Annotated in this window: 20 protein-coding genes; 11 read left to right on the forward strand and 9 right to left on the reverse strand. The window is 67.5% G+C overall.

Annotated features, from left to right (window positions below; genetic code table 11):
• Nucleotides 1-165: 165 nt before the first annotated feature.
• From CUJ89_RS02445 to CUJ89_RS02460, 4 genes are read left to right on the forward strand one after another with little or no spacing between them, the layout of a single operon-like run.
• Entirely contained in the window at nt 166-420 is a 255-nt protein-coding gene (locus tag CUJ89_RS02445; protein ID WP_114175943.1) for a hypothetical protein, read from the forward strand.
• 18 nt (nt 421-438) lie between these two features.
• Nucleotides 439-2,253: an aminopeptidase P family protein gene (locus CUJ89_RS02450; RefSeq protein ID WP_114175945.1), complete on the forward strand. Its 1,815-nt coding sequence runs from the start codon at nt 439-441 to the stop codon at nt 2,251-2,253.
• A gap of 55 nt (nt 2,254-2,308) precedes the next feature.
• Entirely contained in the window at nt 2,309-2,860 is a 552-nt protein-coding gene (locus tag CUJ89_RS02455; RefSeq protein ID WP_114175947.1) for a cysteine hydrolase family protein, read from the forward strand.
• Complete coding sequence (locus CUJ89_RS02460; RefSeq protein ID WP_114175949.1) at nt 2,857-3,480, forward strand: HAD family hydrolase; 624 nt, start codon at nt 2,857-2,859, stop codon at nt 3,478-3,480. Before CUJ89_RS02455 ends, CUJ89_RS02460 begins: the two co-directional genes overlap by 4 nt.
• Nucleotides 3,481-3,613: 133 nt before the next feature.
• Here the strand turns inward: CUJ89_RS02460 and ettA are convergent, their stop codons facing one another.
• The 3 genes from ettA to gcvA all read right to left on the reverse strand — a co-directional run bounded on the left by ettA (nt 3,614) and on the right by gcvA (nt 6,793).
• Nucleotides 3,614-5,281 carry an energy-dependent translational throttle protein EttA gene (gene ettA / locus CUJ89_RS02465; protein WP_114175951.1) on the reverse strand — a complete coding sequence of 556 codons (1,668 nt, stop codon included), beginning with the start codon at nt 5,279-5,281 and terminating at the stop codon, nt 3,614-3,616.
• Nucleotides 5,282-5,469: 188 nt separating this feature from the next.
• The gene (locus tag CUJ89_RS02470) at nt 5,470-5,778 is read right to left on the reverse strand and encodes a DUF3761 domain-containing protein (RefSeq protein ID WP_114175953.1); all 309 of its coding nucleotides are present in this window, start codon (nt 5,776-5,778) and stop codon (nt 5,470-5,472) included.
• Between the two features lie 97 nt (nt 5,779-5,875).
• A complete protein-coding gene (gene gcvA, locus CUJ89_RS02475) occupies nt 5,876-6,793 on the reverse strand; it encodes a transcriptional regulator GcvA (protein WP_114175955.1) in 918 nt (305 codons plus the stop codon).
• A 193-nt stretch (nt 6,794-6,986) separates the two neighbouring features.
• On the opposite strand from gcvA, the gene CUJ89_RS02480 reads away from it, so the two are divergent.
• From CUJ89_RS02480 to gabP, 3 genes are all read left to right on the forward strand, one after another.
• A complete protein-coding gene (locus CUJ89_RS02480; protein ID WP_114175957.1) occupies nt 6,987-8,246 on the forward strand; it encodes an MFS transporter in 1,260 nt (419 codons plus the stop codon).
• An 81-nt stretch (nt 8,247-8,327) separates the two neighbouring features.
• Nucleotides 8,328-8,672 carry an MmcQ/YjbR family DNA-binding protein gene (locus CUJ89_RS02485; RefSeq protein ID WP_114175959.1) on the forward strand — a complete coding sequence of 115 codons (345 nt, stop codon included), beginning with the start codon at nt 8,328-8,330 and terminating at the stop codon, nt 8,670-8,672.
• A gap of 413 nt (nt 8,673-9,085) precedes the next feature.
• Nucleotides 9,086-10,477: a GABA permease gene (gene gabP, locus CUJ89_RS02490; RefSeq protein ID WP_114175960.1), complete on the forward strand. Its 1,392-nt coding sequence runs from the start codon at nt 9,086-9,088 to the stop codon at nt 10,475-10,477.
• Between the two features lie 168 nt (nt 10,478-10,645).
• On the opposite strand, the gene ychF is transcribed toward gabP, so the two are convergent.
• Complete coding sequence (ychF, locus tag CUJ89_RS02495; RefSeq protein WP_114175962.1) at nt 10,646-11,740, reverse strand: redox-regulated ATPase YchF; 1,095 nt, start codon at nt 11,738-11,740, stop codon at nt 10,646-10,648.
• A 246-nt stretch (nt 11,741-11,986) separates the two neighbouring features.
• Here ychF and CUJ89_RS02500 point away from each other — a divergent pair, with 246 nt between their 5' ends.
• The 4 genes from CUJ89_RS02500 (at nt 11,987) to CUJ89_RS02515 (ending at nt 16,635) form a co-directional block, all read left to right on the forward strand.
• Complete coding sequence (locus CUJ89_RS02500; protein ID WP_114175964.1) at nt 11,987-13,165, forward strand: UbiH/UbiF family hydroxylase; 1,179 nt, start codon at nt 11,987-11,989, stop codon at nt 13,163-13,165.
• Nucleotides 13,166-13,255: 90 nt separating this feature from the next.
• The gene (locus CUJ89_RS02505) at nt 13,256-13,984 is read left to right on the forward strand and encodes a DsbC family protein (RefSeq protein ID WP_114175966.1); all 729 of its coding nucleotides are present in this window, start codon (nt 13,256-13,258) and stop codon (nt 13,982-13,984) included.
• Nucleotides 13,985-14,091: 107 nt separating this feature from the next.
• Nucleotides 14,092-15,891 (forward strand): M61 family metallopeptidase, encoded by a 1,800-nt coding sequence (locus CUJ89_RS02510; RefSeq protein ID WP_114175968.1) that lies wholly within the window; start codon nt 14,092-14,094, stop codon nt 15,889-15,891.
• Between the two features lie 147 nt (nt 15,892-16,038).
• Nucleotides 16,039-16,635 carry an FMN-dependent NADH-azoreductase gene (locus CUJ89_RS02515; RefSeq protein WP_114175969.1) on the forward strand — a complete coding sequence of 199 codons (597 nt, stop codon included), beginning with the start codon at nt 16,039-16,041 and terminating at the stop codon, nt 16,633-16,635.
• A 113-nt stretch (nt 16,636-16,748) separates the two neighbouring features.
• Here the strand turns inward: CUJ89_RS02515 and CUJ89_RS02520 are convergent, their stop codons facing one another.
• Genes CUJ89_RS02520 through CUJ89_RS02540 form a run of 5 tightly spaced genes read right to left on the reverse strand, consistent with a single transcriptional unit; the run spans nt 16,749 to nt 20,741 of the window.
• Nucleotides 16,749-17,654 carry a uracil-DNA glycosylase gene (locus CUJ89_RS02520; RefSeq protein ID WP_114175971.1) on the reverse strand — a complete coding sequence of 302 codons (906 nt, stop codon included), beginning with the start codon at nt 17,652-17,654 and terminating at the stop codon, nt 16,749-16,751.
• 13 nt (nt 17,655-17,667) lie between these two features.
• Complete coding sequence (locus CUJ89_RS02525) at nt 17,668-18,294, reverse strand: CYTH domain-containing protein (protein WP_114175973.1); 627 nt, start codon at nt 18,292-18,294, stop codon at nt 17,668-17,670.
• Entirely contained in the window at nt 18,294-19,079 is a 786-nt protein-coding gene (gene trpC / locus CUJ89_RS02530) for an indole-3-glycerol phosphate synthase TrpC (RefSeq protein ID WP_114175975.1), read from the reverse strand. The genes CUJ89_RS02525 and trpC overlap by 1 nt, the downstream gene beginning before the upstream one ends.
• Before the next feature lie 29 nt (nt 19,080-19,108).
• Nucleotides 19,109-20,140 (reverse strand): anthranilate phosphoribosyltransferase, encoded by a 1,032-nt coding sequence (gene trpD, locus CUJ89_RS02535; RefSeq protein ID WP_114175977.1) that lies wholly within the window; start codon nt 20,138-20,140, stop codon nt 19,109-19,111.
• A 13-nt stretch (nt 20,141-20,153) separates the two neighbouring features.
• Entirely contained in the window at nt 20,154-20,741 is a 588-nt protein-coding gene (locus CUJ89_RS02540; RefSeq protein WP_114175979.1) for an aminodeoxychorismate/anthranilate synthase component II, read from the reverse strand.
• Nucleotides 20,742-20,743 lie beyond the last annotated feature (2 nt).

A 20,743-nucleotide genomic window follows, 5' to 3' on the forward strand; every position in this document is an offset into this window, starting at 1 on the left:
TTCTTCAATACGGCAGCCGGTGCGCGCTTGCCATAACGTCGAGTCGGCCCCTACACTCGACTGTTCGCGGCACCCGGCTGGTCCCGGGTTCGATGGATGAATCGATGCTAGCCGCTGGCAACGTTCACGCCTATGGGACGAATCTGAATTTATAGAAGGCGTCGAATGAACTGGTTTGGAATCCTTGTCCTGGGAGCGGCCGTCGGGCTGTTCGGCCGATGGCTGCACCCGATGCGGCGCACGAGCCGGCCGGCATGGTGGATCGCGGTGCTCGTCGGCATCATGGGCGCGGCCGCTGCCCGAATGGCCGGCAATCTCTCGGGACTGTTTTACGATGGCGAGACGCTCGAATGGCCGGTCTGCACCGGCGTCGCGTTCCTCGCCGTAGCCGTGACGGTCGCGTTGTCGGCCCGTCGCTGAATGCTCTCAGGTGAAATCATGAATGCCCGTCTCCCCGAAGTCTCGCCGGTGCCGGCCCGCCTTGCGCTGCTGCGCGGCGCCATGGCCCGCGAGGACCTGGCCGCCTATCTCGTGCCGTCCGCCGATCCCCATCTGTCCGAGTACCTGCCCGAGCGCTGGCAGGCCCGCCGCTGGCTGTCCGGCTTCACGGGCTCGGTCGGCACGCTGGTCGTGACCGCGGATTTCGCGGGGCTGTGGGTCGACAGCCGCTACTGGGTGCAGGCCGACGCCGAACTGGCCGGCACGGGCGTGCAGCTGATGAAGATGACGGGCGGGCAGCAGAGCGCGCCGCACGTCGACTGGCTCGCGCAGAACGTGGCGGCAGGCATGACGGTCGGCGTCGACGGCGCCGTGCTGGGCGTCGCGGCCGCACGCGGGCTGACGGCCGCGCTGAGCGCGCGCGGCATCGCGCTGCGCACCGATCTCGACCTGCTCGACGCGATCTGGCCCGAGCGGCCGGGGCTGCCCGGCGACGCCGTGTTCGAACACGCGGCGCCGCAGGCCGACACGACGCGCGCGAGCAAGCTGGCCGACGTGCGCCGTGCAATGCACGCGCAGGGCGCGCAGTGGCATTTCGTGTCGACGCTCGACGATCTCGCATGGTTGTTCAACCTGCGCGGCGCCGACGTCAACTTCAATCCCGTGTTCGTTGCGCACGCAATGATCGGCGCCGATCGCGCGACGCTGTTCGTCGCCGACGGCAAGGTGTCGCCGGCGTTGGCCGCGTCGCTCGAGCAGGACGGCGTCGACGTCCGTGCGTACGACGCCGCGCGTGCGGCGCTCGCGGCGCTGCCCGACGGCGCGACGCTGCTGGTCGACCCGCGCCGCGTGACGTTCGGCACGCTCGAGGCCGTGCCGGCCGGCGTGAAGCTCGTCGAGGCCGTGAATCCGTCGACGTTCGCGAAGTCGCGCAAGACGTCCGCCGAGATCGCGCACGTGCGTGTGACGATGGAGCACGACGGCGCTGCGCTCGCGGAATTCTTCACATGGTTCGAGCAGGCCGTGAACCGCGAGACGATCACCGAACTGACGATCGAGGAGAAACTCACGGCCGCGCGCACACGGCGCCCCGGCTATGTGTCGCCGAGCTTCGCGACGATCGCCGGCTTCAACGCGAACGGTGCGATGCCGCACTACCACGCGACGTCCGAGTCGCACGCGACGATCTCCGGCAACGGCCTGCTGCTGATCGATTCGGGCGGTCAGTACACGACGGGCACGACCGACATCACGCGCGTCGTACCGGTCGGCACCCTCAGCGACCTGCAGCGACGCGATTTCACGATCGTGCTGAAATCGATGATGGCGCTGTCGCGCGCACGCTTCCCGCGCGGCATCCGCTCGCCGATGCTCGACGCGATCGCGCGCGCGCCGATGTGGGCGGCCGGGCTCGACTACGGCCACGGCACGGGGCATGGCGTCGGCTACTTTCTGAACGTGCACGAGGGCCCGCAGGTCATCTCGCACTACGCGCCGGCCGAGCCGTACACCGCGATGGAAGAGGGCATGATCACGTCGATCGAGCCGGGCGTGTACCGTCCCGGCCAGTGGGGCATCCGGATCGAGAACCTGGTCGTGAACCGCGCGGCCGGGCAGACCGAGTTCGGCGATTTCCTCGCGTTCGAGACGCTGACGCTGTGCCCGATCGACACGCGCTGCGTGTTGATCGAGATGCTGCATGACGAAGAGCGCGCATGGCTGAACACGTATCACGCGACGGTGCGCGAGCGCGTCGGCCGGCACCTGAGCGGCGATGCAAAGGCGTGGCTGGACGCACGCACGCTGCCGATCTGACGCAACGCGAGATAACGGCCGGGCGACAGCCGAACCATAACAGCGAGGGCGACAAATGGCGGGCACCGCAGTGATCGTGGTCGACATGCAGCGCGGGCTGGTGGAGCGGGCGCAGCCCGCTTACCGGCTCGACGACGTGGTGTCGGGCATCAACCGGTTGACGGCGGCGGCGCGCGCGGCGAATGCGCCCGTGTGCTTCGTGCAGCACGACGGCGATGCGGACGACGACATCGTGCCCGGCACGGCGGGCTGGGAGCTGCATGCGGGGCTGGTCGTCGGGAACGACGACTGGCGCGTGCGCAAGCAGATGAGCGACGCGTTCCACGACACGCCGCTCGCGGCGCAGCTCGACCGCCACGGCATCCGTTCGGTGCTGGTCTGCGGCTATGCGACCGAGTTCTGCATCGATTCGGCCGCGCGCCGTGCGGCGCTGCTCGGCTACCGGACGACCGTCGTGTCCGACCTGCATACGACGAACGAGCGCGCGCACCTGTCGGCCGCGCAGATCGTCGCGCACCACCACTTCATCTGGCAAAACAATTCGCTGTCGGGTAACGCGGTGACGCCGCGTCCGCTCGCGGACGTGCTTGCCGCGGAGTTCGCATGACGATCAAGGCCGTGGTGTTCGATTTCGGCGGCGTGCTGATCGACTGGAGCCCCGAGTACCTTTACCGGGAACTGATTCCCGACGCCGCCGAGCGTCGCTGGTTCCTCACGCACGTCTGCGCGATGGACTGGGTGATCCGCCAGGACGGCGGGCAGACGATCGAGGAGGGGACGGCCGAGCTCGTCGCGAAGTTTCCGGAGCACGACGCGCTGATCCGCGCGTTCTACGCACGCTGGCACGAGATGATCGGCGGCGTGCTCGACGAAGGCGCCGCGCTCGTCGACCGGCTCGATGCGCAGGGGATGCCGCTGTTCGGGCTGACGAACTGGTCCGCGCAGACGTTTCCGTATGCGTGGGACAACTTTCCGGTCCTGCGGCGTTTCAAGGACATCGTCGTGTCGGGGCGCGTGAAGCTCGTGAAACCCGATCCCGCGATCTACCGCGAGATGCACGCGCGGATCGCCCCGCACCTGCCGGGCATCGCGCCGCACGAACTCGTGTTCATCGACGACAACGCGAAGAACGCCGCGGCCGCGACGGCGCTCGGCTGGCACGGCATTCATCATACGAGCGCGGCGGCGACCGAGGCGCGGCTGCGCGAGCTGGGCGCGCTCGCATAAGCGGCGGGCGAGCGGCGGTCGGATAAAAAAAAGCGGGCCGCGGGCCCGCTTCTTCGTTTTGCCGATCCGGAAGCGGTCGCCCTCGGCGTCCGGCTCCGCGTTGCCGCAGTGCTGGGCGCCCGGGCCGCGCTGGTCAGCGGCTGATCGGCTTGTAGCGGAGGCGGTGCGGCTTCGCGGCTTCCTCGCCGAGGCGCGCGCGCTTGTCGGCTTCGTACTCCTGGTAGTTGCCGTCGAAGAACGTGACCTGCGAATCGCCTTCGAACGCGAGGATGTGCGTCGCGATCCGGTCGAGGAACCAGCGATCGTGCGAGATCACCATCACCGAGCCCGCGAATTCGAGCAGCGCGTCTTCCAGCGCACGCAGCGTTTCGACGTCGAGGTCGTTCGACGGTTCGTCGAGCAGCAGCACGTTGCCGCCCGAGATCAGCGTCTTCGCGAGGTGCAGGCGGCCGCGTTCGCCACCGGACAGGTTGCCGACGATCTTCTGCTGGTCGCCGCCCTTGAAGTTGAAGCGGCCGATGTACGCGCGCGACGGCGTCTCGTACTTGCCGACCGTCAGCACGTCGGCGCCACCCGAGATTTCCTCGAACACCGTCTTCGTGCCGTCGAGCGCGTCGCGGCTCTGGTCGACATACGCGAGCTTCACCGTCGGCCCCATCACGACCTCGCCCGAATCCGGCTGTTCCTTGCCCGTCAGCATCCGGAACAGCGTCGACTTGCCGGCGCCGTTCGGACCGATGATGCCGACGATCGCGCCGGCCGGGATCTTGAGGTTCAGGTTGTCGATCAGCAGGCGGTCGCCGAACGCCTTGCTGACGTTCTTGAACTCGATCACTTCATTGCCGAGGCGGTCTCCGACCGGAATGAAGATTTCCTGCGTCTCGTTGCGTTTCTGGTATTCCTGGCTGTTCAGCTCCTCGAAGCGCGCGATACGCGCCTTCGACTTCGCCTGGCGACCCTTCGGGTTCTGGCGCACCCACTCCAGTTCCTTCTTGATCGCCTTCTGGCGCGCCGATTCCGACGCTTCTTCCTGCTTCAGGCGCTCTTCCTTCTGGTCGAGCCAACTGCTGTAGTTGCCCTTCCACGGAATACCATGGCCGCGGTCGAGTTCGAGAATCCACTCGGCGGCGTTGTCGAGGAAGTAGCGATCGTGCGTGACGGCGACGACGGTCCCCGGGAAACGCACCAGGAACTGCTCGAGCCAGTCGACCGATTCGGCGTCGAGGTGGTTGGTCGGTTCGTCGAGCAGCAGCATGTCGGGCTTTTCGAGCAGCAGCTTGCACAGCGCGACGCGGCGCTTTTCGCCGCCCGACAGGTGCTCGATCTTCGCGTCCCACGGCGGCAGGCGCAGCGCGTCGGCGGCCACTTCGAGCTGCTGCTCGGGGCTGCCGCCGTCGCTCGACGCGAGGATCGCTTCGTACTTCGCCTGGTCGGCCGCGAGCGCATCGAAGTCGGCGTCCGGCTCGGCGTACGCCGCGTAGATTTCTTCAAGCTTCTTGTTGGCCTGGAACAGGTCGCCGAGACCGTCCTCGACGGCTTCGCGCACCGTCTTCGTCGGGTCGAGCTGCGGTTCCTGCGGCAGGTAGCCGATGTTCAGGTTCGGCATCGGCGTCGCTTCGCCCTCGATGTCCTTGTCGACGCCCGCCATGATGCGGATCAGCGTCGACTTGCCCGAGCCGTTCAGGCCGAGCACGCCGATCTTCGCGCCGGGAAAGAACGACAGCGAGATGTCCTTCAGGATCTGGCGCTTGGGCGGCACGATCTTGCCGACCCGGTTCATCGTGAAAACGTATTGGGCCATTTGGGTGTGAAAGTCAGAAGTGGTTGAGACTGCCGCGCGGCGCGCTGGCGTGGCGGCGTCGGGTGATTCGGTACGGGAGCGTGCCGCGCGGGGCGCGGCGGCGTCGCCGCGTGTCGGCGGCGCGAGCGGCTATTGTACTTCGCCGCCGGCTGCCGCTGGCGCGGCGCAGGCTTTCAGGCGCACCGCGTTCACAGCCACGCGGCGACGCCGCCATGCCCCGAGCAGGTGCCGCGCCGGTGGCGGCTGAAGCTGAATGTGCCGTCACGGCAGCGCGCGCTCGCGCCTTCGGGCACGCGGCCCGATTTCGAATGCGCGGGCGCATGCACGGTTTCGCCGTCGCGGTTGCGATACGTGTCGTGACGGTCGAGATCGGCTTCGTTGCCGTAGCCGGGCGACGCGCGATACGCATGCGCGGGAGGGGGCAGCACGGCGCACGCGACGAAGAGCGCGGCCGACAGGGTCGCGATGTGCGTCGCGCGGCGGAGCAGGGCAGGCATGGTCTCTCTCGGTCTGTTGTTATCGATGTCGGGTCGATGGCCCGGGGCCGCATGTTAGCGGATCGCCAGCGGATCGGCGCCGAGCCGCGGAGCAACGTTACGCCGCGCCCGACATCGACGCCGCGCCGTCGGCCTGCGCGGCCTCGAGAATCCACCGGCGGAACGCGGCGACCTTCGGCCGTTCGGCGTGATGCGGCGGATAGACGAGGTAGTACGCGAAATCGTCGAGCCACGCGACGTCGGCGAGCTGCACGAGCCGGCCGCTTTTCAGCTCGCCGCGCACCATTGCGGCCGGCAGCAGCCCGGCGCCCTGGCCGGCGACGATCGCCTGCAGCAACAGGCCGGAGTCGTCGAACGCGGGCCCGCGCGGCGGGCCGAAATCGTCGATCCGCTGCGCGCCGAACCAGATGTGCCAGCCCTTGCGCTCGGCGTCGTGCAACTGCGGCCAGCCGACGAGATCGGCGGGCGTCGCCGGCATGCCGAGCCGCGCGACGAGTTCGGGGGACGCGAGCGCGACGATCTCCACCGTCAGCAGGCGCTCGCTGCACAAGCCGATGTAGCGTCCGAGGCCGTGACGGATCGCGACGTCGACGCCGTCGCGCGCGAAATCCGCGAGCGCATGGCTCGTGACGATCTGCAGGTCGACGTCCGGGCATGCGTGCCGGAATTGTGCGAGGCGCGGTACCAGCCACGCGGACGCGAAGAACGGCGTGACGCTCACCGTCAGCACGCCGCTGTCGGCGGCGCCCGACACGCGCTGCGACGCATCGGCGATCTGCCGGAACGCGTTACGCACCGGCGGCAGGTAGTCGCGGCCGGCGGGCGTGAGCAGGATGCCGCGGTTGACGCGCTCGAACAGCTGCACGCCGAGATGCGTCTCGAGCGTGCGGATCATCTGGCTCACCGCGCCGGGCGTGACCGACAGTTCCTCGGCCGCCGACTTCACCGACAGGTGGCGGGCGGCTGCTTCGAATGCGCGCAGCGCGTTGAGAGGCGGCAAGCGGGAGCGATTCATTCAGTTTTTCTAAAGCGAAAGGCCGACGAAATATCGTTTGAGGCGACGCATACGCACGAGTACCGTTGTCGCATCGGATTGCATTCTTTGCAGCTGCGTTTCGGCAGCCGATGCGATCAACATAGTTCAACTATATCCACGAGGCAATCCGGACGCCGCCCGGCGGCCGGTGCGACCTGAGAGGAGCATCGTCATGAACCGCCCGGGCGCGTCGCGCCTCTTTTATGGCTGGTACGTGGTCGCGGCCGCGTTCGCCGTCACATTCGTCGGGTTCGGCAGCGCCTATACCTTCAGCGCGTTCGTCGAGTCGCTGCAGCGGGATTTCGCCGCATCGCGCGGGCAGATCGCGCTCGTGTTCTCGGTCGCCGGCTTCCTGTATTTCGGCTTCGGCATCGTCAGCGGGCCGCTTGCCGATCGCTTCGGTTCGCGGCGGCTCGCCGTCGCCGGGATGCTGCTGACGGGCGCCGGGCTCGCGGCCGCTGGCGCCGCGCATACGCTGCTGCAGGTCTATGTCGCGTACGGGCTCGGTGTCGGTCTCGGCGTCGGCTGCGCGTATGTGCCGGCCGTCGGTGCCGTGCAGCGCTGGTTCGTGCGCCGGCGCGGCTTCGCGTCGGGGCTCGCGGTCGCCGGGATCGGCGTCGGCACGCTCGTGATGCCGCCGCTCGCGTCCGCGCTGATCGCGCATGTCGGTTGGCGCGGCGCGTATTTCACGCTGGCCGTGATCGCGGTGGTCCTGGGGGCTGGCATGTCGTTGCTGATCGAGAACGATCCGCGCAGGCGCGGACTGTTGCCGGACGGCGATGGCGGCCGGAATGCCGGTGCTTCCGCGGCCGGTGCCGGCGCGACCGTGCATGCCGGCGCGACGGTGCGCGAGGCTGTCACGTCGCGACCGTTCGCGAGCCTCTACGCGGCATGCCTCGTGTGCTCGTTCGGCGTGTTCGTCCCGTTCGTTCACCTCGTGCCGTACGCGCTCGATCATGGCGTCGCGCCGTCGACGGCCGTGCTGCTGCTCGGCGCGATCGGCGTCGGCAGCACGGCCGGCCGCTTCTTCCTCGGCGGCCTCGCCGACCGCTTCGGCCGCCGCGCATCGCTGCTCGCGATGTTTGCGGGCATGGCCGTTGCACTCGTCGCGTGGGCGGGCGCCGGCACGGTCGCGACGCTTGCCGCGTTCGCACTCGTGTTCGGCGTGTTCTACGGCGGCTGGGTCGCCGTGCTGCCGGCGGTCGTGATGGACTACTTCGGCGGGCGCAACGTGAGCGCGATCATCGGCATCCTGTACACGAGCGTCGCGTTCGGCACGCTGATCGGGCCGGCCGCCGCCGGCTTCATCTACGACGCCGGGGGCGGCTATCTCGTGCCGATTCTCGCGAGCGCCGCCGCGAATGCGATCGCGTTCGCCATCGTCGCGACCACCGGACGTGCGCCGGCGGCCGCGCGTGCAGTTGGCGGATAGGTGTACCCGGCTGGGCGCACCGAGCGATTTCCGGTAGGGTGGCCGGACCATCAAGCATGGACGAACGGTCGGGGAGGCATCGTGACATTCGACGAAGTCCGGCAGATCGCACTGGCGTGGCGCGGCGTCGAGGAGGGCACGTCGTACGGCACGCCCGCACTCAAGGTGAAGGGCAAGATGCTCGCGCGGCTGCGCGAGGACGGCGACACGCTCGTCGTGAAGGGCGTCGGCCCCGACGAGCGCGCGTGGCTGATCGAATCGGAGCCCGACGTGTATTACGTGACCGATCACTATGCGGGCTGGCCGATCGTGCTGGTGCGCCTGTCGACCGCGCATCCCGACGCCGTGAAAAACCTGCTCCTGCGAGAATGGCACGCCATCGTGCCTGCCAAGTGGCGGGACGAAGCGGCGCGCGGCGCGAACTGAGCGCCCGACGCGCCAAGCGGCCGGCATGCCTTTGACGGAAGCGGCCTGACGACCCGCGAGCCGGCGCCGAACCGAACCAGGTGTTGCATCGGTTTGCATCGATGCAACAAGTGGTTCCATCGAAATTCTTCAATTGGTTCTTAGTGAAGAACCGTTTGATGCTTACACTCCTTCGCTTCGAAGGCGGCTGACGAAAGCCGACGGAAAGGGCGCACGCGATGCGCCGGCGCCATGCGTGCCGCATCGCACCCGCAGCTTCGCAGGCTGCGCGGCGCACCGACCCGAACGGCCCTTCGGCCTCATGCCCGCGTGCGACGCACGCGCGGTCGCAGCCGGATTCAAGAACGACAACTCCCCGCGCCGCCTTCACGCGACCCCCGGTCGTACCGGAACCGTTTTTTGGAGAGAGACAGATGAGTGGAAGCAACACAGGCCTCGGCACGGGCCTGAAGCAGCGTCACGTGACGATGATGTCGATTGCCGGCGTTATCGGCGCGGGCTTGTTCGTCGGCTCCGGCCACGCGATCGCGGAAGCCGGTCCGGCGTCGATACTCGCGTATGCGATCGCGGGCATGCTGGTCGTACTGGTGATGCGCATGCTCGGCGAGATGGCCGTCGCGCATCCGGACAGCGGGTCGTTCTCGACTTATGCCGATCGCGCGATCGGCCACTGGGCCGGCTTCACGATCGGCTGGCTGTACTGGTGGTTCTGGGTGCTCGTGATCCCGATCGAGGCGACGGCCGCTGCGACCATCCTCAATGCCTGGTTCCCTGGTGTCGCGACCTGGATCTTCGCGCTCGGCATCACGCTGCTGCTCACCGTCACCAACCTCTTTTCCGTCAAGAACTACGGCGAATTCGAATTCTGGTTCGCGCTGATCAAGGTCGTCGCGATCGTCGTGTTCCTGTGCATCGGCGGCGCGGCGATCGTCGGCATCGTGCCCGCGCCGGCCGTATCGGGCGTGTCGAACCTGTTCGCGCATCAGGGCTTCATGCCGCACGGCGCCGGTGCGGTGCTGGCGGCGATGCTGACAACGATGTTCTCGTTCCTCGGCACCGAGATCGTGACGATCGCGGCCGCCGAATCGGACAACCCGCAGCGCCAGATCGTGCGCGCGACGAACTCGGTGATCTGGCGCATCACGCTGTTCTATCTCGGCTCGATCCTCGTCGTCGCGGCCATCGTGCCGTGGAACGACCCGCTGCTGCCGACGCACGGCTCGTATCAGCGCGCGATGGAATTGATCGGCATCCCGAACGCGAAGGCGATCATCGACGTGATCGTGCTCGTGTCGGTCGCGAGCTGCCTGAATTCGGCGCTGTACACGGCCTCGCGAATGTTGTTCTCGTTGTCGAAGCGCAAGGACGCGCCTGCGTTCCTGCATCGCACCGATTCGACCGGCACGCCGCGTGCGGCCGTGCTCGCGTCCACTGCATTCGGCTTCGTGACCGTGATCGCGAACTACCTGATGCCGGAACAGGTGTTCGGCTTCCTGCTCGCGACGTCGGGCGCGATCGCGCTGCTCGTGTATCTGGTGATCGCGATCTCGCAGTTGCGGATGCGCAAGACGCTCGAATCGAGCGGCGCCGACCTGACGCTGCGGATGTGGATGTTCCCGTGGCTCACGTGGGCCGTGATCCTGTTCATCTGCGGCACGCTGACCGTGATGTTCGTCAGCGAGGATCACCGGATGGAAGTGGGGGCGACGGCGGTGCTGGCGTTGATCGTGCTGCTCGCGTCGTGGCTGAACAAGCGCGGTCGCGATGCGCGGGCGAGCGAGGGGCGGCGCGTATCGGCGACGTGATGCAGTAACGAAGCAGCGGCGGGCACGAGCGTTCGCTGTCGGCTGGCGGGGACGCCTCCGCAATGACAAATGGCCCGATCGGCGCTTGCCGGTCGGGCCATTTTTTTCGTGCCGGAGCACGCGTGGCGCGATGCCATGCATATCGCACGGCATCGGCTGATGCAGGTGTCAGACGTTGAACAGGAAGTTCATCACGTCGCCGTCGTGCACGACATATTCCTTCCCTTCCGCGCGCATCTTGCCGGCTTCCTTCGCGCCTTGCTCACCCTTGTACGAGACGAAGTCGTTGAACGCGATCGTCTGTGCGCGGATGAAGCCGCGCTCGAAGTCGGTGTGGATCACGCCGGCCGCCTGCGGCGCCGTGTCGCCGATATGGATCGTCCACGCGCGCACTTCCTTCACGCCCGCGGTGAAATAGGTCTGCAGGCCGAGCAGCTTGAAGCCCGCGCGGATCACGCGGTCGAGCCCTGGCTCTTCCATGCCCATGTCGGCGAGGAACGCTTCCTTGTCCGCATCGTCGAGATCGGCGATTTCCGCCTCGATCGCCGCGCACACGGCGACCACCGGCGCGTTCTCGCTTTCCGCGTACTTGCGCACCGCATCGAGGTGCGGATTGTTCGCGAAGCCGTCGTCCTTCACGTTCGCCACGTACATCGCGGGCTTCGCGGTGATCAGGCAGAACGGTTTGAGCAGCGCGGCCTCGTCGTCGGACAGGTCGAGACCGCGCACGGCCTTGCCCTGGTCCAGATGCGCGCGCGTCTTTTCGAGCACGGCCGCGAGCTTGCCGGCTTCCTTGTCGTTGCCCGACTTCGCCGCCTTGGAATAGCGCGTGAGCGCCTTCTCGACGGTGCCGAGATCGGCGAGCGCGAGTTCGGTGTTGATCACTTCGATGTCGTCGATCGGGCTGACCTTGCCGGCGACGTGAATGACGTTCTCGTCCTCGAAGCAGCGCACGACGTGCGTAATCGCGTCGGTTTCACGGATGTTCGCGAGGAACTGGTTGCCGAGGCCTTCACCCTTGCTCGCGCCCGCGACGAGGCCGGCGATGTCGACGAACTCGACGACGGCCGGCACGACGCGCTCGGGCTTGACGATCTCGGAGAGCGCCTTCAGGCGCGTATCGGGCACTTCGACGATGCCGACGTTCGGCTCGATCGTGCAGAACGGGTAGTTCTCGGCGGCGATGCCGGCCTTGGTCAGCGCATTGAACAGGGTGGACTTGCCGACGTTGGGCAAGCCGACGATGCCGCATTTGAGACTCATGGAATCCTTCGGACGGGTGGGGCGGCGCGGCCGGACAGGGCACGGCGGCGCGGGAAAAAAGGGCGGCCGGCGCTTGGGGCGCGGCAGGCCGACGGTCAAAGGCGCTATTGTACCGTGCCGACGCCCCGGATCCCGGGCTTGCGCCGAACGGTCGATGCGGCGGGCCGCCGCGCCGCCGCATCCGTCCGCGATTCTGCTGATTTCCGGCAAAGTCCGGCCGCGTAAGGGTTTGGCCCCGCGGCTATAATGCCCGCCATGACTGCCCACCACACCTTCGACGTCGCCGTGGTCGGCGGCGGGCTCGTCGGCAAGACGGCCGCGCTCGCGCTGACCCAGTCCGGTTACAAGACTGCCTTGCTCGCCCAGCCGGCCACGCCGCGCCCCGCCGATCTCGCGTTCGACACGCGCGTCTACGCGCTGTCGTCCAGTTCGCAGGCCTTGCTCGAGCGGCTGCGGGTCTGGCAGGCGCTCGACCACAGCCGGCTCGCACCCGTCTACGACATGCGCGTGTACGGCGATGCGCATGCCGAACTGCATTTCTCCGCGTACCAGGCCTCCGTGCCGCAACTCGCGTGGATCGCCGAATCGTCGCTGGTCGAGACGTCGCTCGACGCCGCGCTGCGGTTTCAGCCGAACCTCACATGGTTCGACGCGCGCGCACAGGGCTTCGACGTGCGCGACGACGCGGCCGTGCTCACGCTGTCGTCGGGGCAGGTGCTGGAAGCCGACCTCATCGTCGGCGCCGACGGCGCGCATTCGTGGGTGCGCTCGCAAATGGGGGCCAAAGTCGAGCGACGCGACTACCGGCAGACCGGTGTCGTCGCGAACTTCAAGGCGTCGCTGCCGCATCGCGAGACGGCCTATCAGTGGTTCTGCGACGGCGAGATCGTCGCGCTGCTGCCGCTGCCGGACGGCCACGTGTCGCTTGTGTGGTCCGCACACACCGCGCATGCGGACGAACTGCTCGCACTCGATCCGGCGCAGCTTGCGGCCGAAGTCGAGCGCGTGTCGCACGGCCAGGTCGGCACGCTCGAATGCGTGACGCCGGCCGCCGGCTTCCCGCTGGCGCTGCAGACGGTCGACAAACTGATCGCGCCGCGTGTCGCGCTCGTCGGCGATGCCGCGCACCTGATCCACCCGCTCGCGGGGCAGGGGATGAACCTCGGGCTGCGCGACGTCGCAGCGCTCGCCGACGCGATCGCAGTCAAGGAAAGCTTCCGCAACCTCGGCGATACGGTGCTGCTGCGCCGCTACGAGCGTTCGCGCCGCGAGGACATCCGCGCGCTGATGGTCGCGACCGACGGGCTGCAGCGGCTGTTCGCGGTGCCAGGCTCGCTCGCGAAGGCCGTGCGCAATGCGGGCATGGCATTCGTCGGGGCGCAGCCGCTCGTGAAGCGCTGGCTAGTGTCGTCCGCGCTCGGCTGATCGAACCTTCGGCCGCTTCGCCGGTCGGACTCGGTTCCGTTACGGCGTACACTGTGCCGTGCACTCCGATTGAGCTGAAGGAAGAACAGGATGAAAAAAACGATCCGCATCGCGTCGCTGGCGCTGGCCGTCACGATGGCGACGCTCGGCTGCACCGCGCAGGCCGACCAAACCACCGACAAGCTGAAAGCCACGCTGCAGGCCCGTCTCGGCAGCGACGCGCCGATCAAGAGCGTGTCGAAGTCGCCGGTCGCGGGCCTTTACGAAGTGAACATGGGCTCGCAGATCATCTATAGCGACGCGGCGGGCGACTACGTGCTGCTCGGCGATCTCGTCGACGCCAAGACGCACAAGAACCTGACCGACGCACGCCTGTCCGAAATCAACAAGATCGACTTCGCGAGCCTGCCGTTCGCGAATGCGATCAAGGTCGTCAAGGGCAACGGCGCACGCAAGATCGCGGTGTTCTCCGATCCGAACTGCCCGTACTGCAAGAAGCTCGAGACGACGCTGCAGTCGGTCGACAACGTCACCGTCTACACGTTCCTGTACCCGGTCCTGTCGCCGGATTCGACCGTGAAGTCGAAGGCGATCTGGTGCGCAACCGACCGTGCGAAAACGTGGCAGAGCTGGATGCTCGACCACCGCGCGCCGTCCGGCGCGGGCACGTGCGACACGACCGCGCTCGACAAGAACCTCGCGCTCGGCCGCGGGATGAACGTCACGGGCACGCCGACGATCTTCTTGCCGGACGGCCGCCGCCTGCCGGGCGCGGTGTCGGCCGAGCAGCTCAACCAGGCGCTCGCCTCGAGCAAGTAACAGACCGACACGCCGGGCCGCATGGCCCGGCCAGCGAGGGGCGCCCGCGTTATCCGCCGGCGCCTCTCTTCGTTTTTGCCGCCGTATTCGACCGACCGATTGCCACGATGACCCAGCCGATCCGCTATTCGATTGTCCCGAAAGATCTTGCCGCGCACCTGTTCGAAGTGTCGGTGACGGTCGCCGATCCCGATCCCCAAGGTCAGCGCTTCTCGCTGCCGGTGTGGATTCCGGGCAGCTACCTCGTGCGCGAGTTCGCGCGCAACATCGTGACGCTCGGCGCATTCAACGACGCGGGCCGCAAGGTGCGGATCGCGAAGACCGACAAGCACACGTGGCAGGCTGCGCCCGTGACCGGCGCGCTGACGCTGCGCTACGACGTGTATGCGTGGGACCTGTCGGTGCGCTCCGCGTATCTCGACGAATCGGGCGGTTTCTTCAACGCGACGGCCGTGTTCCTGAGCGTCGCCGGCCGCGAGGACGCGCCGTGCGAAGTCGACATTGCGAAACCGGCCGGCACGGCGTTCCGCGCGTGGCGCGTCGGCACCGCGCTGCCCGAGGCGCGCGGCACGAAGCGCTACGGTTTCGGCGCGTATCGCGCGTCGAACTACGACGAACTCTCCGACCATCCGGTGACGATCGGAGAATTCGCGCTCACGACGTTCGAGGCACACGGCGTGCCGCACGATATCGTGATCGCGGGGCGCGTGACGCAGCTCGACCTGGAGCGGCTGCGTACCGACCTGAAGCGCGTGTGCGAAGCGCAGATCGCGCTGTTCGAGCCGAAATCGAAGAAGGCGCCGATGGACCGCTACGTGTTCATGACGCTCGCGGTCAGCGACGGCTACGGCGGCCTCGAGCATCGCGCGTCGACCGCGCTGATCTGCAACCGGACCGACCTGCCGGTGAAGGGGCGGCCCGAAACGACGGAAGGCTATCGCACATATCTCGGCCTCTGCAGCCACGAGTACTTCCACACGTGGAACGTGAAGCGCATCAAGCCGGCGGCGTTCGTGCCGTACGACCTGACGCGCGAGAACTACACGTCGCTGCTGTGGCTGTTCGAAGGCTTCACGTCGTATTACGACGACCTGATGCTGGTGCGCAGCGGGCTGATGTCGCAGGACGAATATTTCGCGGCGCTCGGCCGCACGGTCGGCGGCGTGCTGCGCGGCACGGGCCGGCTCAAGCAGAGCGTCGCGGAAAGCTCGTTCGACGCGTGGATCAAGTACTACCGCCAGGACGAGAACGCGACCAACGCGATCGTCAGCTACTACACGAAGGGTTCGCTCGTCGCGCTCGCATTCGATCTCGCGATCCGCGCGCAGACGCGCAACCGGAAGTCGCTCGACGACGTGATGCGTCTGCTGTGGCAACGCTACGGCCGCGATTTCTACCGCGGCAAGCAGGCGGGCGTCGAGGAAAACGAAGTCGAGGCGCTGATCGAAGCGGCAACCGGTGTTGCGCTGGGCCGCCTGTTTGCCGACGCCGTGCACGGCACGCGCGACCTGCCGCTCGGCGAGCTGCTCGCGCCGTTCGGCGTGACGCTCGCGCCCGATGTCGCGATCGGCGCGGCCGCGAAGCCGACGATCGGCGCGCGCCTGCGCGGCGGTGCGGACTGCACGTTCGCGGCTGTGTACGACGGCGGCGCCGCGCATCGCGCGGGGCTGTCGGCCGGCGACACGCTGATCGCGGTCGACGGGCTGCGCGTCACGGGCACGAACCTCGATACGCTGCTCTCGCGCTACCGGCCGGGCGACAAGGTCGAGGTTCACGCCTTCCGCCGCGACGAGCTGCGCACGGCGAAACTGAAGCTCGACGGGCCGGAAGTCACACGCTACCGGCTGACGGCGGCAGCGAAGCCGGCCGCAGTATCCAGGGCCCGGGAAGCCTGGCTGAAGGGCTGAGCGCACGGTGGCGGGAATCGGGGCGCGACCGAGGATTGTTCTGCTGTTGCAACAATCCGTCGCCCTGAACCCGCTTTTTCGCGCTGATGCGGCCACGCACAATGGCGTCACTCGCGCTACCGAAGCGCAACCCAACCGGAGCCTGACATGACGACCATTCTGCAAATCAATTCCGCGGCGCGTTCGCAAGGTGCGCAATCCACGCTGCTGGCCAATGAACTGACGGCAAAGCTGCAACAATCGAATCCTGACGCGAAGGTGGTGGTTCGCGACCTGCTGGCCGATGCGCTGCCGCACCTCGACGAATCGGTGCTCGGCGCGTTCTTCACGCCGGCCGACAATCGCACCGCGGAGCAGAATGCGATCGTCGCGAAGAGCGATGCGCTGATCGCCGAACTGCAAGCTGCCGACATCATCGTGATCGGCGCGCCGATGTACAACTTCGGCATCTCGTCGCAACTGAAGACGTACTTCGACTGGATCGCACGTGCAGGCGTCACGTTCCGCTACACCGAGAACGGTCCGGAAGGCCTGATCAAGGGCAAGAAGGTTCACGTGGTGACGGCCCGCGGCGGCAAGTACGCCGGTACGCCGAACGACAGCCAGACGCCGTACCTGCGCACGTTCCTCGGCTTCGTCGGCATGACCGACGTGAGCTTCATCTTCGCGGAAGGCCTGAACCTCGGGCCGGATGCGCAGAGCGCCGCGCTCGCCAGCGCACGCGAAGCGATCGCCGCCGCGTAAGGTCGATGCGGGTGCGACGCATCCGCTGCATCGTCCGATTAAAAAAAACGCCGCGTCCCCCAAAGGGGCGCGGCGTTTTTGCATGCCGGCCGGCGGAAGAACCGGCTCGGCCGTTACGCGAGTGTTTCGGCCACTTCCGGCAGGCGCCAGTCGATCGGTGCGCGGTCTGCTTCGACGAGATAGTCGTTCGCCAGCGCGAAATGGCGGCAGCCGAGGAAGCCACGGTGCGCGGACAGCGGCGACGGATGCGGCGCCTCGAGCACGCAATGTGCGCTCGCGTCGAACAGCGCGCGCTTTGCCTGCGCGTGCGCGCCCCACAGCATGAAGACGAGCCCGCGATGGCGGCCGGCGAGTTCGCGGATCAGCGTGTCCGTGCATTGTTCCCAGCCGCGCTTCGCGTGGCTTGCGGCCGCGCCGCGCTCGACCGTCAGCACCGTGTTGAGCAGCAGCACGCCCTGGCGCGCCCAGGTGTCGAGGCAGCCGTGGCGCGGCGTGTCGTGACCGAAGTTCGCGGCGATTTCCTTGAAGATGTTGCGCAGCGACGGCGGCGTGCGGACGGCCGGCGGCACCGAGAACGCGAGGCCGTGTGCCTGCGGCGTGCCGCGATCGTCGCCGTGGTACGGGTCCTGGCCGAGGATCACGACCTTCACGTCGTCCGGGCTCGTCAGGCGCAGCGCGCGGAACACGTCGGTCGGATAGACCGTCTTGCCGGCCGCACGCTCGTCGTCGACGAAGCGGCACAGCGGCGTGTACGCGTCGCTGTCGGTAAAGGGTTTCAGCACGTCGCGCCAGACGGCCGGCAGCGCGTCGAATTGCGCGGCGAGGTGCGGAACGTCGGCGACAACGGGCTGCGGCGCCGTGGCGGCCGGGGCCGGCGCAGCGGCTTTCTTTGCGGGCTTGCGCCCGGCACGGGCCGGCGCGGAAGCCGGGGACGGAATGTCGACCGGTGCCGTTTCCGGCACGGGATCATCGAACAGCGACGCCTGTTGCGGCGCGCGGGAAGTCTTGCGGGTTGCCATGCGTGATGCGTGTTTATTGCGCGCGCAGCCGGTAGCCGCGCTGCGCCTTGCTGATGTTTTCGGGAGCGAGGCCCGGCAGCGCCTGCTGCAGTTCGGCGGCGAGCGTCGCGAGCGCCGCTTCCGGGCCATCGATCAGTTCGAGTTCGATTTCGCTGATCGGTTCGCGGCGCGTTTCGTTTTCCGCCTGGACGACGATCTCGCCGAGGTCCACCGCGGCTTCGACGGTTGCGCCGCCGATTGCGATGCGCCACAGCGTACGCGAAAAATCCGTGCGGAACAGCGCGGACAGCGCGCCCGCCGCGTCTTTCAGCGCCGCGGCGGCTTCCGGCACGTCGCAGGCCGCGACCAGCGCATCGATCTCGAGCGCGTCGCCGGCGACAGGCAGTTCCCATTCGTGGCGGCGATGCAGGCCGCCTTCCGCGCTGCCGACCGTCTTGAACGTCTGCAACCAGCCGTTCGGCGCGCGGCGCACGCGTACCGCGCTCTTCGAGCGGGCCAGCGCGAGATCGGGCGTGTCGTAATAGACGTTCGCGAGCGTGATGTCGTGACCGGGCTCGCCGGTCAGCGTCTCGAAGAAGCGCCGCGCGGCATCGGCCTGGCCGGCCGGCAGCGCGAGCTTGATTTCTTTTTCGATCGCCATCAGAAGAACATCCGCGCGAGTTCCTCGCCCGGCTGGTCGGCGCGCATGAACGCTTCGCCGACGAGGAACGTGTTCACGTTCGCCGCGCGCATCGTATCGACGTCGGTGCGCGACAGGATGCCCGATTCGGTCACGACGATGCGGTCAGGCGGAATCATGTCGAGCATGTCGAGCGTGGTCTGGATCGACGTCTCGAACGTGCGCAGGTTGCGGTTGTTGATACCGAGCAGCGGCGTCTTGAGCGTCAGCGCCTGTTCCAGCTCGTCGCGGTCGTGCACTTCGACCAGCACGGCGAGACCGAGCGAGTGCGCATACGCCTCGAGGTCCTGCATCAGCGGCGTGTCGAGCGCGGCGGCGATCAGCAGGAGCGCGTCGGCGCCCATCGCGCGCGCCTCGAGGATCTGGTACGCGTCGACGATGAAGTCCTTGCGCAGCACGGGCAGCGTGCAGGCCGCGCGCGCCTCTTCCAGATAGCGGATACCGCCCTGGAAGAACTGCTCGTCGGTCAGCACCGACAGGCACGCGGCGCCGTGCGCCGCGTACGAGCGCGCAATGTCGGCCGGCACGAAATGCTCGCGCAGCACGCCCTTCGACGGGCTTGCCTTCTTGATTTCGGCGATCACGGCGGCGTCGCCGGCCGCGTGCTTCGCCCGCAGCGCGCCGACGAAGTCGCGCAGGTCGCGCGCGGATGCGTCCAGTTTCAGTGCCTCGAGCGGCGTGCTGCGCATGGCCGCCGCGACTTCTTCGCGCTTGACGGCGATGATTCGGTCGAGAATGTCGCTCATGTGGGTTCCTGCTTGATTCGTGAGGGGAGTCAGCGCTTGAACTGCTGTGTGAAGCGCACGAGTTCGTCGACCTTCGCGCGGGCCTTGCCGCTCGCGATCGCTTCGCGGGCGAGCTGGATGCCGTCCGCGATCGATTCGGCGATGTCTGCCGCATACAGCGCGGTGCCCGCGTTCAGCGTGACGATCTCGCGCGCGACGCCCGGCTGGTTGTCCAGCGCACCGAGCAGCATCGTGCGCGATTCGTCTGCATTTTCCACCTTCAGCGTGCGGTTCGACACCATCTGCAGGCCGAAGTCCTCCGGATGGATTTCGTATTCGTGCACCTTGCCGTCGCGCAATTCGCCGACGAGCGTCGCGGCGCCGAGCGAGACCTCGTCCATCCCGTCCTTGCCGTAGACAACGAGCACGTGTTGCGCACCGAGGCGTTGCATCACGCGGACCTGGATGCCGACGAGGTCGGCGTGGAACACGCCCATCAACTGGTTCGGTGCGCCGGCCGGATTGGTTAGCGGGCCGAGGATGTTGAAGATCGTGCGCACGCCGAGTTCGCGGCGCACGGCCGCGATGTTCTTCATCGCCGGGTGATGGTTCGGCGCGAACATGAAGCCCATGCCCGTTTCGGCGATCGACGCCGCAACCTGGTCGGATTGCAGGTCGATGTTCACGCCGAGCGCTTCGAGCACATCGGCGCTGCCGGACTTGCTCGACACGCCGCGGTTGCCGTGCTTCGCGACCTTCGCGCCGGCCGCGGCCGTGACGAACATCGACGCGGTCGAGATGTTGAACGTGTGCGAGCCGTCGCCGCCGGTGCCGACGATGTCGACGAAGTTCGAATTGTCCGGCACCTCGACGTGGTTCGCGAATTCGCGCATCACGGTCGCGGCGGCGGCGATCTCGCCGATCGTCTCCTTCTTCACGCGCAACCCGGTGATGATCGCGGCGGCCATCACGGGCGACATGTCGCCGCGCATGATGAGCCGCATCAGGTGCAGCATTTCGTCGTGGAAGATCTCGCGGTGCTCGATCGTGCGCTGCAGCGCTTCCTGCGGGGTAATCGTCATCGTGAGGCTCCCGTCAGGCGGCGTGCGCGGCCGCGCGGGCCTGCTTGAGGAAGTTCTCGAGCAGCGCATGGCCATGCTCGGACAGGATCGATTCCGGGTGGAACTGCACACCTTCGATCGGCAGCGTCTTGTGACGCACGCCCATGATTTCGCCGTCGTCGGTCCATGCGGAAACCTCGAGACAGTCCGGCAGCGATTCGCGCTCGATCGCGAGCGAGTGATAGCGCGTGACGTCGAAATGCTTCGGCAGGTCGGCGAACACGCCGCGGCAGTCGGTTTCGATCTTGCTCACCTTGCCGTGCATGATGGTCTTCGCGCGCACGACGCGGCCGCCGAACGCCTCGCCGATCGCCTGATGGCCGAGGCATACGCCGAGGATCGGTTTCTTGCCCGCGAATTCGCGCAGCATGTCGAGCGTGATGCCCGCGTGCTGCGGGTTGCTCGGGCCGGGCGACAGGCAGATCACATCGGGATTCAGGCGCGCGACCTCGTCGAGCGTGATTTCATCGTTGCGATAGGTGTGCACGTCCTCGCCCAGCTCGCCGAAGTACTGGACCAGGTTATAGGTGAACGAATCGTAGTTGTCGATCATGAGCAGCATGG

Source organism: Burkholderia pyrrocinia, assembly GCF_003330765.1.
Lineage (GTDB): Bacteria > Pseudomonadota > Gammaproteobacteria > Burkholderiales > Burkholderiaceae > Burkholderia > Burkholderia pyrrocinia_B.